This window comes from Streptomyces sp. NPDC012466 (assembly GCF_042955215.1).
GTDB lineage: Bacteria > Actinomycetota > Actinomycetes > Streptomycetales > Streptomycetaceae > Streptomyces.
Genome location: NZ_JBIBEQ010000003.1, coordinates 320,029 through 335,836 on the forward strand (window position 1 = coordinate 320,029; position 15,808 = coordinate 335,836).

General features: G+C 71.8%; 14 protein-coding genes. 9 read left to right on the top strand and 5 right to left on the bottom strand.

All coding sequences use genetic code 11. The annotated features are described in order from the left end of the window. Positions 1-486: 486 nt before the first annotated feature. Positions 487-1,038 (bottom strand): hypothetical protein, encoded by a 552-nt coding sequence (locus tag ACFY9E_RS13865; protein WP_390982737.1) that lies wholly within the window; start codon positions 1,036-1,038, stop codon positions 487-489. 138 nt (positions 1,039-1,176) lie between these two features. On the opposite strand from ACFY9E_RS13865, the gene ACFY9E_RS13870 reads away from it, so the two are divergent. Then, entirely contained in the window at positions 1,177-1,746 is a 570-nt protein-coding gene (locus ACFY9E_RS13870; protein WP_390982739.1) for a helix-turn-helix transcriptional regulator, read from the top strand. Positions 1,747-1,831: 85 nt separating this feature from the next. Continuing rightward, the gene (locus ACFY9E_RS13875) at positions 1,832-2,371 is read left to right on the top strand and encodes a proteasome activator (RefSeq protein ID WP_390982741.1); all 540 of its coding nucleotides are present in this window, start codon (positions 1,832-1,834) and stop codon (positions 2,369-2,371) included. Between the two features lie 83 nt (positions 2,372-2,454). On the opposite strand, the gene ACFY9E_RS13880 is transcribed toward ACFY9E_RS13875, so the two are convergent. Next, a complete protein-coding gene (locus ACFY9E_RS13880; protein ID WP_390982743.1) occupies positions 2,455-4,101 on the bottom strand; it encodes a protein kinase in 1,647 nt (548 codons plus the stop codon). Positions 4,102-4,448: 347 nt separating this feature from the next. On the opposite strand from ACFY9E_RS13880, the gene ACFY9E_RS13885 reads away from it, so the two are divergent. The 5 genes from ACFY9E_RS13885 to ACFY9E_RS13905 all read left to right on the top strand — a co-directional run bounded on the left by ACFY9E_RS13885 (position 4,449) and on the right by ACFY9E_RS13905 (position 10,895). Then, positions 4,449-6,041, top strand: coding sequence for a protein kinase (locus ACFY9E_RS13885; RefSeq protein WP_390982746.1), 1,593 nt, complete (start codon positions 4,449-4,451; stop codon positions 6,039-6,041). 424 nt (positions 6,042-6,465) lie between these two features. Beyond that, a complete protein-coding gene (gene pdhA / locus ACFY9E_RS13890) occupies positions 6,466-7,659 on the top strand; it encodes a pyruvate dehydrogenase (acetyl-transferring) E1 component subunit alpha (protein ID WP_390982748.1) in 1,194 nt (397 codons plus the stop codon). A gap of 1 nt (position 7,660) precedes the next feature. Then, complete coding sequence (locus tag ACFY9E_RS13895) at positions 7,661-8,638, top strand: alpha-ketoacid dehydrogenase subunit beta (protein ID WP_362043640.1); 978 nt, start codon at positions 7,661-7,663, stop codon at positions 8,636-8,638. 10 nt (positions 8,639-8,648) lie between these two features. Further along, positions 8,649-10,103, top strand: a complete 1,455-nt coding sequence (locus ACFY9E_RS13900; RefSeq protein WP_390982751.1) for a 2-oxo acid dehydrogenase subunit E2 — start codon at positions 8,649-8,651, stop codon at positions 10,101-10,103. 411 nt (positions 10,104-10,514) lie between these two features. Continuing rightward, positions 10,515-10,895 carry a hypothetical protein gene (locus ACFY9E_RS13905; protein ID WP_390982754.1) on the top strand — a complete coding sequence of 127 codons (381 nt, stop codon included), beginning with the start codon at positions 10,515-10,517 and terminating at the stop codon, positions 10,893-10,895. Here the strand turns inward: ACFY9E_RS13905 and ACFY9E_RS13910 are convergent. Further along, entirely contained in the window at positions 10,877-11,776 is a 900-nt protein-coding gene (locus ACFY9E_RS13910; RefSeq protein WP_390982756.1) for a serine hydrolase, read from the bottom strand. The genes ACFY9E_RS13905 and ACFY9E_RS13910 overlap by 19 nt on opposite strands. A 209-nt stretch (positions 11,777-11,985) precedes the next feature. Between ACFY9E_RS13910 and ACFY9E_RS13915 the strand changes: the two genes are divergently transcribed. Beyond that, a complete protein-coding gene (locus tag ACFY9E_RS13915; RefSeq protein WP_390982757.1) occupies positions 11,986-12,636 on the top strand; it encodes an FCD domain-containing protein in 651 nt (216 codons plus the stop codon). Continuing rightward, positions 12,633-13,931 carry an MFS transporter gene (locus ACFY9E_RS13920; protein ID WP_390982759.1) on the top strand — a complete coding sequence of 433 codons (1,299 nt, stop codon included), beginning with the start codon at positions 12,633-12,635 and terminating at the stop codon, positions 13,929-13,931. Before ACFY9E_RS13915 ends, ACFY9E_RS13920 begins: the two co-directional genes overlap by 4 nt. Before the next feature lies 1 nt (position 13,932). Here the strand turns inward: ACFY9E_RS13920 and ACFY9E_RS13925 are convergent, their stop codons facing one another. Continuing rightward, positions 13,933-14,673, bottom strand: coding sequence for a methyltransferase (locus ACFY9E_RS13925; RefSeq protein WP_390982762.1), 741 nt, complete (start codon positions 14,671-14,673; stop codon positions 13,933-13,935). A 188-nt stretch (positions 14,674-14,861) separates the two neighbouring features. Beyond that, a complete protein-coding gene (locus tag ACFY9E_RS13930; protein WP_390982765.1) occupies positions 14,862-15,686 on the bottom strand; it encodes a maleylpyruvate isomerase family mycothiol-dependent enzyme in 825 nt (274 codons plus the stop codon). Positions 15,687-15,808 lie beyond the last annotated feature (122 nt).

Below are 15,808 nucleotides of genomic sequence, written 5' to 3' on the forward strand. Positions count from 1 at the left end.
CCGACCGGGGCCGAGGCCCGGCCCCACCGCGTCAGGCAGCCGGATTCCGCCTCCAGGTGGGGGCGGCCGGGCCGCAGCCCAACCGCGCCTCGGGCGGCGGGACTGCCTACGCGCGGGTGTCCGGCCAGGCCCGCGGTCCCACCGCGTTGGGCGGCCGGATCCCTACGTGCGGGGGCCCGACCGGGGCCGAGGCCCGGCCCCACCGCGTCAGGCAGCCGGATTCCGCCTCCAGGTGGGGGCGGCCGGGCCGCAGCCCAACCGCGCCTCGGGCGGCCGGACTGCCTTCACGCGGGTGTCCGGCCAGGCCCGCGCCGCACCCGGCAGCCGGACGCAAGGGGGCGGATCCGGCCGGGTCGCATTCCCTCCGCGCCCTCCACCTGCCCGACCGAGCGGCTGGAGTTTCCAAGGCGGCAGACGAGCCGCGCCTGTGAAGTGTGCGGTACACGCGTGCCGGATGGTCACGTCCCGACGCCCGGCATCCCGCCCCTACACCCGCCGCAGCCGCAGTCCGACGAACGCCAGGCCCAGGCCCAGGCCGATCAGGACCAGCCCGCTGCCCAGGGGCAGGATGCGCAGGACCGGGCCGCTGGGCCGTTCGGCGGTCGCGGCCTCTCGTACGGGCTGCTCCGCCGGGGCGGACGGCACCGGGGCGAGCTCCCGGGGCGCCTCGGGGACGGCGGTGGCGTCGGTGACGCCCGGCCTCTCCCCGACGTCCTCCGGGCGTCCCGGACGTGCCCGGCCCTCACCGGCCCTGCTCCCGGCCCGCGAGGGCTCACCGGCTGTGGAGGGTGCCGCCAGGGCCGACGGGCCCGACGAGGCCGCCCGGGCCGAGGGTGCCGCCAGGGCCGACGAGGCCGCCCGGGCCGAGGGGGCGGACAGGGGGGACGGGGCGGCGAGGAGCCCGGCCTCTTCCTCCTCCTCGTCGGTGAGGGCGGCGGCCCCGTAGGACGGGACGGATCCGTAGGGTGAGACGACCGCGCCCGCCCCCAGGGCGAGCACCAGTCCCGCCGCCCGCAGTGCGCGTAGCCATGGAGTCACGTGGGTGACCCCCTCCCGCCGCGCCCGTCAGGGCAGAAACGGCAAGTTCGGTCATATCGAGGCAATCAGACTCACACCGTCCCGGACTTCCGGCACTCCGGACTCGGCCGACGGGCGGAATCGCTGCACAATCCGGTTATGTCGATACGTCACGGCCTGCTGGCGCTCCTGGTGGCCGGTCCCCGCTACGGCTCCCGCCTGCGCACCGACTTCGAGGCCCGCACCGGCGGGACCTGGCCGCTGAACATCGGGCAGGTCTACACGACGCTCGGCCGCCTGGAGCGGGACGGCATGGTCGTCCAGGACGACGTCGACGCGGCCGGACGGACGCTGTACGCGCTCACCGACGCCGGCCGGGCCGAGCTGCGCGCCTGGTACGACCACCCCGTGGAAAGGACCGGCCCGCCGCGCGACGAGCTGGCGATCAAGCTGGTGATGGCTCTCGGCACGGACGGCGTCGACGTACGGGAGGTCGTCGAGACCCAGCGCCGGCACGTGACGCGGGCGCTGCACGAGCACGTGCGGCAGCGGGCGGAGGCCCTGGCCCGCGCGCCGGAGCACCCCGAGGGGATGGCCCGGCTGCTCGTCCTGGAGCAGCTCGTCTTCCACGCCGAGGCCGAGGTCCGCTGGCTGGACCACTGCGAGGCCCGCCTGCTGCGCTTCACCCACGAGGAGGAACCACCCGGGCGGAAGCAACCCGAAGTCTGACCGATTCGTCTCCTTCGTCGTGGTGGATCAGCCTCCCGTGGGGGCACCACGGAGGTGAGGTGCAGGCGTGCGACAGAATGGCGACATGGAGATGCCGAGGAACGAAAGGTCGCCGGAGAACCCTCAGATCCTGGTCGTGGGCCAGGACGGCATGGCGCTCGGTGGCGGCAGCGCAGACGAGGACTCCCGCGAGACCCCGGTCACGGAACAGGTGGAGCAGCCCGCCAAGGTCATGCGGATCGGCAGCATGATCAAGCAGCTGCTGGAGGAAGTGCGCGCGGCTCCCCTGGACGAGGCCAGCCGGGTCCGGCTCAAGGACATCCACGCCAGCTCGGTGAAGGAGCTGGAGGACGGGCTGGCGCCCGAGCTGGTCGAGGAGCTGGAGCGGCTCTCCCTGCCCTTCACGGACGAGGCGACCCCCAGCGACGCGGAGCTGCGCATCGCGCAGGCCCAGCTCGTCGGCTGGCTGGAGGGGCTCTTCCACGGGATCCAGACGACGCTGTTCGCCCAGCAGATGGCGGCCCGTGCCCAGTTGGAGCAGATGCGCCGGGCCCTGCCGCCGGGTGTCGGCGACGGCCTCGACGAGCAGCAGCCGGGCGGCCGCTCCGGCGGTCCCTACCTCTAGACGAACCACCGGCCACACCGGCCGCACACCGACCACAAGGGCCCGGCGGCCGAAGCCGCCGGGCCCTTCCGTGTCAGGGGACCTCAGGAGGGCGGGTTGCCCGTCGAGACGCTGAGCTCGATCTCGGGCATGTCCTTCGGATCGACATCGGTGTCGGCGGACGGGAACTGGTTCATGACCGTGCCGTCGCCGTAGGTGTTCTCGTCGACCTTCTTCTCGTTCACTTCCCAGCCGGCCGCCTGGAGACAGGCCTTGACCGACTTGATGTTCTTGAACTTGAAGTCCGGGATCTGGATCTTGTCGGGGTCGTTGTAGGACTCCCGCGGCTCCGTGCACTCCTCGGTGTCGATCGTCTTCGTGGTGTCCGGGCCGCGGTAGCCGGGCTTCTTCTCCACGGAGGCCGAGGCGCTCGCGCTGCTGCCGCCGCCGCCCTTGTCGTCCTCGCTGCCGCCGTTCAGGAGCAGCGCCGTGACGAGGCCGCCGACCGCGACGACGGACACGATGATCGAGCCGATGATCACCGGCTTGTTGTTCCGGCCGCCGCCGGAGGAGGCCGGCGCGCTCTGGGGCGTCAGGTTGTACGGCGGCGGCGTCGACGGGCCCGGCTGCGGGGAGTAGGCCGCCGGGGACGGCGTCTGGTAGCCGCCCTGCTGCGGATAGCCGTACGCCGGGGACGGTCCCGTCGGGGCGGGCGTGCCGTACGGGTTCGGGGGCGGTGTCGGCTGGTAGGGCGTCTGGACCTGCCCCGAGGGCGGCGGGGTGGCCTGGTCGACCGGAGGGAACACGGCCGAGCCGACGCCCGCGCCGCTCGGGGTCGGCGTGCCCGGGACGATGCTCGGCGGCGCGGTCTGGACGGACGCCGCCACGCGCAGGCACTCGTCGCGCATGGCCTCGGCGCTCGGGAAGCGCTCGTTGGGGTTCTTCTTCAGCGCGCGGGCGATCAGCGCGTCCACGGCCGGCGGCAGCGCGCGGTTGATGGAGGACGGAACCGGCGGCTCCTCCTGCACGTGCGCGTACGCGATGGCCAGCGGCGAGTCCGCTTCGAACGGCAGCCGCCCGGTCACCAGCTGGAAGAGCATGATGCCGACCGAGTACAGGTCTGAGCGGGCGTCCACACCGCGGCCGAGGGCCTGCTCGGGCGAGAGGTACTGGGGGGTGCCGACGACCATGCCGGTCTGCGTCATCGACGTCACACCGGACTGCATGGCGCGGGCGATGCCGAAGTCCATGACCTTGACCACGGCGCGCTTGGTCATCATCACGTTGCCCGGCTTGATGTCGCGGTGGACCAGGCCCATCTCGTGGCTGATCTCCAGCGCGGCCAGCACGTCGGCCGTGATCTTCAGCGCCTTGTCGGCGGGCATCGCGCCCTGCTGCCGCACGTCCTCGTCGAGGACCGAGCCGAGCGGGCGGCCCTCGACGTACTCCATGACGATGTAGGGAGTCGTCATGCCGTCGAGGGTGTCCTCGCCGGTGTCGAAGACGGAGACGATGTTGGTGTGCGTGAGCTTGGCCACGGCCTGGGCCTCGCGACGGAACCGCTCGCGGAAGGCCGGTTCCCGTCCGAGGTCGGTGTGAAGTGTCTTGATGGCGACCTGGCGGTCGAGCACGCTGTCGTACGCGAGGTGCACCGAGGCCATGCCGCCCTGGCCGAGGAGGTCGCGCAGCTGATAGCGGCCACTGGCGAGCGCCCGCCCCGTGTACTGGCCCTGTGCGCCGTCCTGGCTCATGTCCCGTGTCCCCCGTAGCACCTGCTGGCGCCGCCGACTGCCGCTGATCCGCCGTTGATCCAAACCGCCATTCCCGGCCAAGTCTGCCCCAGGGCACTGACACGTCAAGCTCGGTGCCCGTTCCGTGACCGTACGCGAAAGAAGCGTCGCGGAAGCGTTACAGGGGGCATACGGCCGGAGCACAGAATTTGCACGACAGTACGGAGTGAAGGTTTCATGGCCGGTCCGTCTCGTGCCGGTCCGGGCACCCCTTCCCGGACCGGAGGCTTGCGCGGAGGCTGTAGCGTGGCCGACGGAGACCGTAACAACACCGCGCGCACCGCGGGCAGAAACGACGGCGAGGACTGATGGCACAGCAGCAGCGCGCTCAGGGCCCGTCCGACCCCGAGGCGGCTGGCAGCGGTATGTCGGACGCGCCGGAGTCCTGGGGGAACGGCGGGCTGGTCGGGGACGGCCGGTACCGGCTGACCCACAGACTCGGCCGGGGCGGCATGGCCGAGGTGTTCGCAGCCGAGGACGTCCGCCTCGGACGCACCGTCGCCGTCAAGCTGCTCCGCTCCGACCTCGCCGAGGACCCGGTGTCCAAGGCGCGCTTCACGCGCGAGGCCCAGTCGGTGGCCGGCCTCAACCACCACGCGATCGTCGCCGTGTACGACTCCGGCGAGGACTTCGTCGGCGGCCAGTCCGTGCCCTACATCGTGATGGAACTGGTCGAGGGCCGAACCATCCGCGACCTGCTGCTGAACGCGGAGGCCCCCGGCCCCGAGCAGGCGCTGATCATCGTCTCGGGCGTCCTGGAGGCGCTCGCGTACTCGCACCAGCACGGCATCGTGCACCGCGACATCAAGCCCGCCAACGTCATCATCACGCACAACGGCGCCGTGAAGGTGATGGACTTCGGCATCGCCCGCGCCCTGCACGGCGCGTCCACGACGATGACGCAGACCGGCATGGTCATGGGCACCCCGCAGTACCTCTCCCCCGAGCAGGCCCTCGGCAAGGCCGTCGACCACCGCTCCGACCTGTACGCCACGGGCTGCCTGCTCTACGAACTCCTCGCGTTGCGCCCGCCGTTCACCGGCGAGACCCCGCTGTCGGTGGTCTACCAGCACGTCCAGGACATCCCGACGCCGCCGTCCGAGGCCTCCGACGCCTGCCCGCCGGAGCTGGACGGCCTGGCCATGCGCGCTCTCGCCAAGGAGCCCGACGACCGCTTCCAGACGGCCGAGGAGATGCGCGGGCTGGTCCAGTACGCGCTCCAGATGCTCTACGACCAGGGCGGCCACACCGGCACCTGGAACACCGGCCCGGTCGTCCTGCACGAGGGCCGGAACACCCCGTCGGGCGGCTTCGCCGGCACGGCCGTGATGGGCCACCCCGGGGACGCCTCCGGCACCACGCAGATCCCCTCGCCGATCCTGCCCGGCGGCTACGGCGGCGGGGACGACGGCGGTTTCGAGGGCCACGGCAACAAGGGCAGCGGCCGGGGCAAGCTGTGGATCCTGGCCGTGCTCGCGGTGATCGCGATCGCGGCGGGTGTCGCCCTGGCCCTGCAGAACACCGGTGACGGCAAAGACGACCCGAGCAAGAAGCAGTCGCCGACCACCTCGCAGACGACCGAGAAGAAGACGCCCAGCGAGACGCCGAGCGACGAGCCGAGCGACGAGCCGACCGACACGAACACGGACGACGGCACCGGTACCGGCTCGGGCAACGGCAACTGGACGCCCTCCTACACGCCCTCCTACACGCCCTCGCAGAGCGCTCCCCAGTCGCCCACCGGCCAGCCGTCCGACCCGCCGACCTCGACGGAGCCGACCGGCGAGCCGACGGGCGAGGAGCCCACGGACCCGGAGACGCCGCCGGACGACACGGGCGGTGCGGACGGCGGCACCACGGAGGGCGTGGTCGGCGGCGCGGGCGGCGCCGGCGAAGGCTGACCTCGCTGCTCAGAGGCATGATCCACGCGCGCGTGGGACCCGGGAACGGGGCCCACGCGCGCGTGCCGTTTGGACGCGCCGACAAGAGGACTCTTCCCGTGACCTGGGTCACCGGGTTAACGTGCGGTTGCTCCGGCCTCCTGCAAGGCTGTGACCAGGGACCCTTCACCGCCTTTCCGATTTACTTGGATATCCAAGCAAAATCCCAGGTCAGAGGGGGTTTCACAGAAATGTGGAGCACTGGGTAACGTGCTTTCTGCAGGGCGCTCGCCGGGGCACCTGTCACGCCTGTCCCCGGCCGAGTGGCACCCACCCCGTGCACGGTGGTCGAGAACAGGTGAGCCGCTCCCCCAGGCTCAAAAGAGCAGGGGGGACCCCCAGGCCTACCGGCAACCCCGTGGCCCGGACCGACGGAGGAGCACACGTGACCGTGGAGAGCACTGCCGCGCGCACACCGCGACGCAGCGCCGGAAGCAAGGCCGGCACCACCGGCACCAAGCGCACCACCCGCACGACTGCCAAGAAGGACGTCGGCACCGAGCCCCAGCTCGTGCAGCTGCTGACGCCCGAGGGCAAGCGTGTCAAGAACGCCGAGTACGACAAGTACGTCGCCGGCATCACCCCGGAAGAGCTCCGCGGGCTCTACCGCGACATGGTGCTCACCCGCCGCTTCGACGCCGAGGCCACCTCACTGCAGCGCCAGGGCGAGCTGGGCCTGTGGGCGTCGCTGCTCGGGCAGGAGGCCGCCCAGATCGGGTCCGGCCGGGCCACCCGCGAGGACGACTACGTCTTCCCGACCTACCGCGAGCACGGCGTGGCCTGGTGCCGAGGCGTCGACCCGTCGAACCTGCTCGGGATGTTCCGCGGCGTGAACAACGGTGGCTGGGACCCCAACAGCAACAACTTCCAGCTCTACACGATCGTCATCGGCTCCCAGACGCTGCACGCCACGGGCTACGCGATGGGCGTCGCCAAGGACGGTGCGGACAGCGCGGTGATCGCGTACTTCGGTGACGGCGCCTCCAGCCAGGGCGACGTGGCCGAGTCGTTCACCTTCTCCGCGGTCTACAACGCCCCGGTCGTGTTCTTCTGCCAGAACAACCAGTGGGCGATCTCCGAGCCGACCGAGAAGCAGTCCCGCGTGCCGATCTACCAGCGCGCCCAGGGCTTCGGCTTCCCGGGCGTCCGGGTGGACGGCAACGACGTGCTCGGTGTCCTCGCGGTCACCCGCTGGGCCCTGGAGCGGGCCCGCAGCGGCGAGGGCCCGACCCTCGTCGAGGCCTTCACCTACCGCATGGGCGCCCACACCACCTCCGACGACCCGACCCGCTACCGGGGCGACGAGGAGCGCCAGGCCTGGGAGGCCAAGGACCCGATCCTGCGCCTTCGCCGCTACCTGGAGGCCTCGAACCACGCGGACGAGGGATTCTTCGCGGAACTGGAGGCCGAGTCCGAGGCGTTGGGCAAGCGAGTGCGCGAGGCGGTCCGTGCCATGCCCGACCCGGACCACTTCGCCATCTTCGAGAACGCCTACGCGGACGGCCACGCGCTCGTCGACGAGGAGCGCGCCCAGTTCGCCGCGTACCAGGCGTCGTTCGCCGACGAGGGGGGTAACTGAGATGGCCGACAAGATGGCACTGGCCAAGGCGATCAACGAGTCGCTGCGCCGCGCCCTGGAGTCCGACCCCAAGGTCCTGATCATGGGCGAGGACGTCGGCAAGCTCGGCGGCGTCTTCCGGGTGACGGACGGCCTGCAGAAGGACTTCGGCGAGAGCCGCGTCATCGACACCCCGCTCGCCGAGTCGGGCATCGTTGGCACGGCGATCGGGCTGGCCCTGCGCGGTTACCGCCCGGTGGTGGAGATCCAGTTCGACGGCTTCGTCTTCCCGGCGTACGACCAGATCGTCACGCAGCTCGCGAAGATGCACGCCCGTTCGCTGGGCAAGGTCAAGCTGCCGGTCGTCGTACGCATCCCGTACGGCGGCGGCATCGGCGCGGTGGAGCACCACTCCGAGTCGCCCGAGGCGCTCTTCGCGCACGTGGCGGGCCTGAAGATCGTCAGCCCGTCGAACGCGTCGGACGCCTACTGGATGATGCAGCAGGCCATCCAGAGCGACGACCCGGTGATCTTCTTCGAGCCCAAGCGCCGCTACTGGGACAAGGGCGAGGTCAACACGGAGGCCATCCCGGGCCCGCTGCACAAGGCCCAGGTGGTCCGCGAGGGCACCGACCTCACCCTGGCCGCCTACGGCCCGATGGTGAAGCTCTGCCAGGAGGTCGCGGACGCGGCCGCCGAGGAGGGCAAGAACCTGGAGGTCCTGGACCTGCGCTCGGTCTCCCCGCTCGACTTCGACTCGATCCAGGCGTCGGTGGAGAAGACGCGCCGTCTGGTCGTCGTGCACGAGGCGCCGGTGTTCTTCGGGTCGGGCGCGGAGATCGCCGCCCGGATCACGGAGCGCTGCTTCTACCACCTGGAGGCCCCGGTGCTCCGGGTCGGCGGCTACCACGCGCCGTACCCGCCGGCCCGCCTGGAAGAGGAGTACCTGCCGAACCTGGACCGGGTACTGGACGCCGTCGACCGCTCGCTGGCGTACTGAGGAGAGGGTCGTGACGACGATGACGGAAGCGTCCGTGCGCGAGTTCAAGATGCCCGACGTGGGCGAGGGACTCACCGAGGCCGAGATCCTCAAGTGGTACGTGCAGCCCGGCGACACGGTCACCGACGGCCAGGTGGTCTGCGAGGTGGAGACGGCGAAGGCGGCCGTCGAGCTCCCCATCCCGTACGACGGCGTGGTCCGGGACCTGCACTTCCCCGAGGGCACCACGGTCGACGTGGGCACGTCGATCATCGCGGTGGACGTGGGCGGTGGCGGCGCCGCACCCGCGCCCGCACCCGCCGCCGAGCAGCCGGCGGCGGCAGAGCCCGCCGAGGAGCCCAAGGCGGCGGGCTCGGGACGCCAGCCGGTCCTGGTGGGCTACGGGGTGGCGACCTCGTCCACCCGCCGCCGCCCCCGCAAGGGCCCGGAGGTCCCGGTCCAGCAGGCCTCGACGGCGATCCAGACGGAGCTGAACGGCCACGCGCCGGCAGCCCCTGCCGCATCCGCCCCGGCGGCCCCCGCCCCGGTGGCCTCCGCCGCTTCCGCGCCGGCCGGCGCGGAACGCCCGCTGGCCAAGCCCCCCGTCCGCAAGCTGGCCAAGGACCTGGGCGTCGACCTGACGACGGTCGTCCCGACCGGCCCGGACGGCATCATCACCCGCGAGGACGTGCACGCGGCGGTCGCCGCCGCCGTCCCGGCGGTTCCCGAGCCGTCGGTCGCCCCCACCCCGGCCGCGGCCCAGACGCCGGCGTCGTACGACACGGCCCGCGAGACCCGCATCCCGGTCAAGGGGGTCCGCAAGGCGACGGCGGCGGCGATGGTCGGCTCGGCGTTCACCGCGCCGCACGTCACCGAGTTCGTGACGGTCGACGTGACGCGCACGATGAAGCTGGTCGAGGAGCTGAAGGCGGACAAGGAGTTCGCGGGCCTGCGCGTGAACCCCCTGCTGCTGATCGCCAAGGCGCTGCTCGTCGCGATCCGGCGCAACCCGGACGTCAACGCGTCCTGGGACGAGGCCGCCCAGGAGATCGTGGTCAAGCACTACGTGAACCTGGGCATCGCGGCCGCGACCCCGCGCGGCCTGATCGTGCCGAACATCAAGGACGCCCACGCCAAGACGCTGCCGCAGCTGGCCGAGTCGCTGGGCGAGCTGGTGGCGACGGCCCGGGACGGCAAGACGTCCCCGGCGGCCATGCAGGGCGGCACGGTGACGATCACCAACGTCGGCGTCTTCGGCGTCGACACGGGCACGCCGATCCTGAACCCGGGCGAGTCCGCGATCCTCGCGGTCGGTGCGATCAAGCCCCAGCCGTGGGTCCACAAGGGCAAGGTGAAGCCCCGTCAGGTCACCACCCTGGCCCTCTCCTTCGACCACCGTCTGGTCGACGGCGAGCTGGGCTCGAAGGTCCTGGCCGACGTGGCGGCGATCCTGGAGCAGCCGAAGCGCCTGATCACCTGGGCGTGAGCCGAGTCCGGCGGCCCCCTGCCCCTCGGGGTGGGGGCCGCCGGCGTTCGCCACGGGTGCGGACGGCCGTCACCCGGCTGAAGAGCGACATGGGCGTCGAACAGGCCTTCCCGGGCGCCGGGTTGACGCCCAAGGTGGTCAAGGCGCTGCTGACGATGGACTCCTACGTCCTCGGCGCCCCGGGCACCGGCCAGATCAGGGCCGTCCAGCGGTGGCTCAACGGCCGCTACCTCGGCCGGCGGGACTTCTACGTCATCGCCTGCGACGGGCTCGTCTCCCGGGACATCGTCAAGGCACTGCTCTTCGGCGTGCGGTACGAGCTGGGCACGCCGGGGCGATGCCGTCGGGTGGCGCGAGCCGTCCGGCCTCGCCGGGAGCGGGCCCGAGTCCAATCTCTCCTCCGGCACGGCCGTGCGGATCAGGCCGGGCTTCTACCCGCGCGGCGCCCGGGGCGGGTTCTTCCCGCACCAGGAGGTCGTGATCCACGACATCCTCGCCGAGCTCGACGGGGTGGTCCGCTGGGGCGGCGACGACCGTACGCCCGACGAATCGCTGTTCAGCGTCGACGTCCGCCCGGGCGACCAGCGGCCGGCCCGCGTCGCGGCACGGATCCGCGGCCGGCAATTGGAGCCGGGCGCCGGTGCGGGCTCCCCGGTGAAGGTGCTGGCGGGCGGGCGGCGCAAGGCGGCCCGGGCGCCTGGAGCGCCGGCAACGCACCGCGGTATGACAAAGGGGGCTCCGCCGCGGTGCGCGGCGGAGCCCCCTCGGTCGTGCTACCTGGTGAAGCCGTAGTTGAGCAGCTTCGTCGCGTCCGCCTTGCGGGCGTCCAGGCCGGTCGAGGCGAGGACCGTGCCGATGACCGTCTTGCCGCCACGGGTGGCGGCGAAGACCAGGCAGTACTTCGCCTCGGGGCCGGAGCCGGTCTTCACACCGATCGCGCCGCTGTAACTGCCGAGCAGCGGGTTGGTGTTCTCCCACGGGGCCATCGTCCGCGTGCCGCCGGTCTTGGTGATCGTCTTCGCCGTGTACTTCTTCGTCTTGACGACCGTGCGGAAGTTGGCATTCTTCATCGCGGCGCTGGCGAGCTTCGTCAGGTCGCGCGGCGTGGAGTAGTTGGCGCCGTGGCCGATGCCGTCGAACGAGTCGAAGTGGGTGTTCTTCAGACCCAGGTTCTTGGCGGTGGTGTTCATCTTGCCGATGAACGACTTCACGCGCGCCGAGCGCGTCGAGCCCGAGCCGAACTTGTCGGCGAGCGCGTAGGCCGCGTCACAACCGGACGGCAGCATCAGCCCGTACAGCAGCTGGCGGACGGTGACCTTGTCGCCGACGATCAACTTGGCGTTGGACGCGTAGTTGTTGTCGACGATGTAGTCGCTGTACGCCTTCTGGATCGTGACCTTGCTGTCCATGTTGAGGTTCGACTGCTTCAGCACCACCAGTGCCGTCATGATCTTGGTGGTCGAGCCGGTCGAGCGGCGCGTGTCGGCAGCCTTGGTGTAGAGCGACTTGCCGGTCGCGTTGTTCATCGCGTAGCCGCCCTTGGCGGCGATGGAGGGCGCCGAGGCGGCCTGCGCCGGCGCGACGGTGAGGGCACCGGTCGCGAGCATGGCGCCGGTGGTGACGGCGACGGCCGCGGCTCTGCGGAGACGAGTGCCCTGAATGCCGGTTATCAAGTGAAGTACCCCGATTGCGTCGAATGCCCCAACGGTGCGGCCGAGTTGAGGACGAGGGGAAAGGGGGCCGCACGTGTCTGACTCGTAACTAGCACACGAGGTTGTGCTGTTGCCGAGCGGGACCCCCGCTTTGCCACAGATGTGTGACATTCGAGTCCGCATTTTGGACGTATCCCTCCATGCGTACCTGTTGTATCTATGCTGTCCGCATGACCTTGGCCGTGAAGCAACCGCCCGCCGCCGACCGTGTCTACGCCCACGTCAAACAGGGCGTCCTGGAGCGCCGCTACGAGGGCGGGACCCTCCTCACCGAGGGTGAACTCGCCGAGGCCGTCGGGGTCTCGCGCACACCGGTCCGCGAGGCGCTGCTCCGGCTGGAGGCCGAGGGGCTGATCCGGCTCTATCCCAAGAAGGGCGCCCTCGTGCTGCCCGTCTCCGCGCAGGAGATCGCCGACGTCGTCGAGACGCGGCTGCTCGTCGAGGAGCACGCGGCGCGCAAGGCCGTGCCCGCGCCCCCGGGACTCATCGAGCGCCTGGAGGAACTGCTGGCCCGGCAGAAGAGGCAGGCCGCCGCCGGAGACCTCGCGGGCGCCGCCGTCACCGACCGCTGCTTCCACGCCGAGATCGTCCGCAGCGGCGGCAACGAGATCCTCTCCCGCCTCTACGACCAGCTGCGCGACCGCCAGCTGCGCATGGGCGTCGCCGTCATGCACTCCCACCCCGACCGCATCGCCAAGACCCTCGCCGAACACGAGGAGATCCTCGACGCGCTGCGCTCCGGGGACGCCGAGGCGGCCGTCGGCCTCGTCCACCGGCACATCGGCTGGTTCTCGCACCTGGCCCGGGGGGAGGTCCGATGAGCTCCGGCACCACACTCCCGGACGATCCGCCGGGCGGCCGCCGCGCCCTGGCCGTCTGGGGCATCGGCGTCTCGGTCTACTTCGTCGCGGTCATCTTCCGCACGTCCCTGGGCGTGGCCGGCCTCGACGCCGCCGACCGCTTCCATGTGAACGCCTCCGCCCTGTCCACCTTCTCCATCCTCCAGCTGCTGGTCTACGCGGGCATGCAGATACCCGTCGGCCTGCTCGTCGACCGGCTCGGCACCAAGAAGGTGCTCGCCCTCGGCGCGGTGCTGTTCACGGCCGGACAGCTGGGCTTCGCGTTCTCCCCCTCGTACGGCACCGCGCTCGCCTCCCGGGCCCTTCTCGGCTGCGGTGACGCGCTGACGTTCATCAGCGTGCTGCGCCTCGGCAGCCGCTGGTTCCCGGCCCGGCGCGGGCCGCTCGTCGCCCAGTTCGCGGGACTGGTCGGCATGGCCGGCAACCTGGTCTCCACGCTCGTCCTGGCCCGGCTGCTGCACGGCGTCGGCTGGACGGCGGCGTTCGCGGGCAGCGCCGTCGCCGGGGCGGTGGTGTTCGTCCTGGTGCTGCTGTTCCTCAAGGACCACCCCGAGGGCCGCGAACCGGAACCGCTCCCGCACCAGGGCGCGGCCTACGTACGGCGGCAGATCGCCGCCTCCTGGCGGGAGCCCGGCACCCGCCTCGGCCTCTGGGTGCACTTCACCACCCAGTTCCCGGCCATGGTGTTCCTGCTGCTGTGGGGCCTGCCGTTCCTCGTCGAGGCACAGGGGCTCTCCCGGGCCACGGCCGGTGAACTCCTCACGCTCGTCGTGCTGTCCAACATGGTCGTCGGCCTGGTCTACGGCCAGATCGTCGCCCGGCACCACGGGGCGCGGCTGCCGCTCGCCCTCGGGACGGTCGGCGCGACGGCGGCCCTGTGGGCGGCGACGCTCGCCCATCCCGGCCCGCACGCCCCGATGTGGCTGCTGATCGTGCTGTGCACGGTGCTCGGGGCATGCGGACCCGCGTCGATGATCGGCTTCGACTTCGCCCGCCCGGCCAATCCGCCGGAACGGCAGGGCACCGCCTCCGGCATCACCAACATGGGCGGCTTCGTGGCCTCCATGACCACGCTGTTCGCGATCGGTGTGCTCCTGGACGCCACCGGCGACGACTACTCCCTGGCCTTCTCGGTGGTGTTCGTGCTCCAGGCGGTGGGCATCTCCCAGATCCTGCGGCTGCGCGGGCGCGCGGCCCGGCGGGAGCGGGAGCGGCTGGTGGCCAGCCGGGTGGAGACGGTGCACGTCCCGGCGTAGCTCAGCGGTCCGCCACCGGCACGAGGGTGAGGTAGGCCAGGCCGAGGACGCCTCGGTAGGTGAGCCACCTGGCCCGGTGCCGGTCGACGCGCTCACGGGTCTGGGCCGCCAGGGGATGACCGGGGTGCTCGGCGAGCCACACCTCGGTGTCCGCGAGGTACCCCGACTCGAACTCCTCCCATTCGTCGAGGCTCGCGGTCTCCGTCCACTCGGGCCTGAACCCCGCGTCGATCGCCAGGCCGATGAGCGTCGCGAGGTCGGGATGGTCGGTGACCGCGGCGTCCGGCCACATGCGGGACAGTTCGGCGGGGGTGGGGGTGCGCTGCCAGAAGCCCTCGCCGAGCAGGACGCGACCGCCGTCGGCGACCAGGCGGCGCAGTTCCTGGAGGGCCTCCGGCAGCCGGTCGCCGAGGGCCTGGCTCGATCCCACGCACAGGACGAGGTCGGCGGGGCCGTGCGCGGTGCCCGTGGCGGACTCCTCCACGAAACGGGTCCGGGACGCCAGTCCGCGGTTGTCGGCGGCCTCCCGCCCCCGCGCCAGGTCGTCGGCGTTCAGGTCGACGCCGGTACCGGTGGCCTCCGGGGCGGCGGCCAGGACGCGGAGCATGAGCTCGCCCGTGCCGCAGCCGATGTCCAGGACGGTGGTGGGGCGATGGCGGGTGAGGCGTTGTACGAGGGCGTCCGCCCGGGCTTCGGACAGCGGGCCGTGGAAGGTGAGGCGGGTGCGGTGGGGTGGGGTCATGTCGACGGACGCTACGGGTGAGGGCGGGTCTGCGGCACGGGGTTTTCCGGTGCGTGCTGCCGCGGCCCGGGCCGGGTGGGCGCGCGGCCCGGCGGAACGGGGTGCTCCCCGCGCTCTCGACCGCGGTCGAGCAGAGGGTGCCCCCACGCCCACCCGTGCGGGAGGGCCGGCGGCTCGGGAACGGCTGCCTACCGCGTCACCGTGAAGTGCCTCAGGATGGCCGCCGTCAGCTCCGGGTCGCCCTCCGTCTTCAGGCGGTCGGACACCGACTCCGGGCTCACGCGGCCGCAGGCCAGGCGGACGTACGTCTCCCAGTCGAGCGTGAGGGTCGCGGCCGGGCCGAGGGCCGGTGCCGTTTCCAGGGTGCCGCGGCCCTGGATGTCGACGCGGATCGTGCGCAGGAACTCGACGGGCCCGTGCACGTCGAAGACGATGGCCGAGCTGCGCGGCGCCTGCGCGTCCTCGGCCACCACGCGCGGGAGTTCGCCGAGCAGTACGTCACGGGCGACCAGCGCGCCGGGGGAGTCGAGGTTGCCGGGGCGGCCGAGGGCCGTGCGCAGGTCCTGCTCGTGCACCCATACGTCGAACGCGTGCCGCCGCATCGACTCCTCGAGCGTGAGTTCGCTGCCGAGCGGCCCCCGCACCTTCGTGCCCGGGTCACGCGACTCGTTGCGCAGCTGCCGGTTGCGGCGGATGATCACGTACTCCAGCTCGGAGGTCATCTCCGGCGCCGTGTGGTGACGGCGGACGTCGACCTGCATCTCCATGTAGCGCTGGTGCTCGTTGGTGACGTGGAAGAGGTCGCGCGGGAGGCTGTGGATGGGCCGTGGGTCGCCGAGCATCTCGCAGTCCAGACCGATGACATGGGAAACCACGTCCCGCACCGACCACCCCGGGCACGGCGTCCGCCGGTTCCATTCGGCCTCCACGAGCGGCTGGACCAGCTCGGATATCGCTTCGATGGAGTGGGTCCAGGCGTCGGCGTAGGGCTGGAGGGTGGGATGCAGACTCACGGAACGGGACCCCTCGGCGGTCGGTGCACGGGCTGGTGGTGGCGGCGTTGCCAGTGGGAGGTGGCGGCTGTCGGCGGGCGTCTTGCGAGCTAAGTTACGCTGCTGTGAGGCACCCCGGCAGT

Excerpts from the sequence above, each read along its gene's own strand:
- ACFY9E_RS13925 (WP_390982762.1), bottom strand. The coding sequence starts at position 14,673 with ATGACCCCACCCCACCGCACCCGCCTCACCTTCCACGGCCCGCTGTCC.
- ACFY9E_RS13885 (WP_390982746.1), top strand. The coding sequence starts at position 4,449 with ATGGCACAGCAGCAGCGCGCTCAGGGCCCGTCCGACCCCGAGGCGGCT.
- ACFY9E_RS13870 (WP_390982739.1), top strand. The coding sequence starts at position 1,177 with ATGTCGATACGTCACGGCCTGCTGGCGCTCCTGGTGGCCGGTCCCCGC.
- ACFY9E_RS13895 (WP_362043640.1), top strand. The coding sequence starts at position 7,661 with ATGGCCGACAAGATGGCACTGGCCAAGGCGATCAACGAGTCGCTGCGC.
- ACFY9E_RS13920 (WP_390982759.1), top strand. The coding sequence starts at position 12,633 with ATGAGCTCCGGCACCACACTCCCGGACGATCCGCCGGGCGGCCGCCGC.
- ACFY9E_RS13915 (WP_390982757.1), top strand. The coding sequence starts at position 11,986 with ATGACCTTGGCCGTGAAGCAACCGCCCGCCGCCGACCGTGTCTACGCC.
- ACFY9E_RS13875 (WP_390982741.1), top strand. The coding sequence starts at position 1,832 with ATGGAGATGCCGAGGAACGAAAGGTCGCCGGAGAACCCTCAGATCCTG.
- ACFY9E_RS13880 (WP_390982743.1), bottom strand. The coding sequence starts at position 4,101 with ATGAGCCAGGACGGCGCACAGGGCCAGTACACGGGGCGGGCGCTCGCC.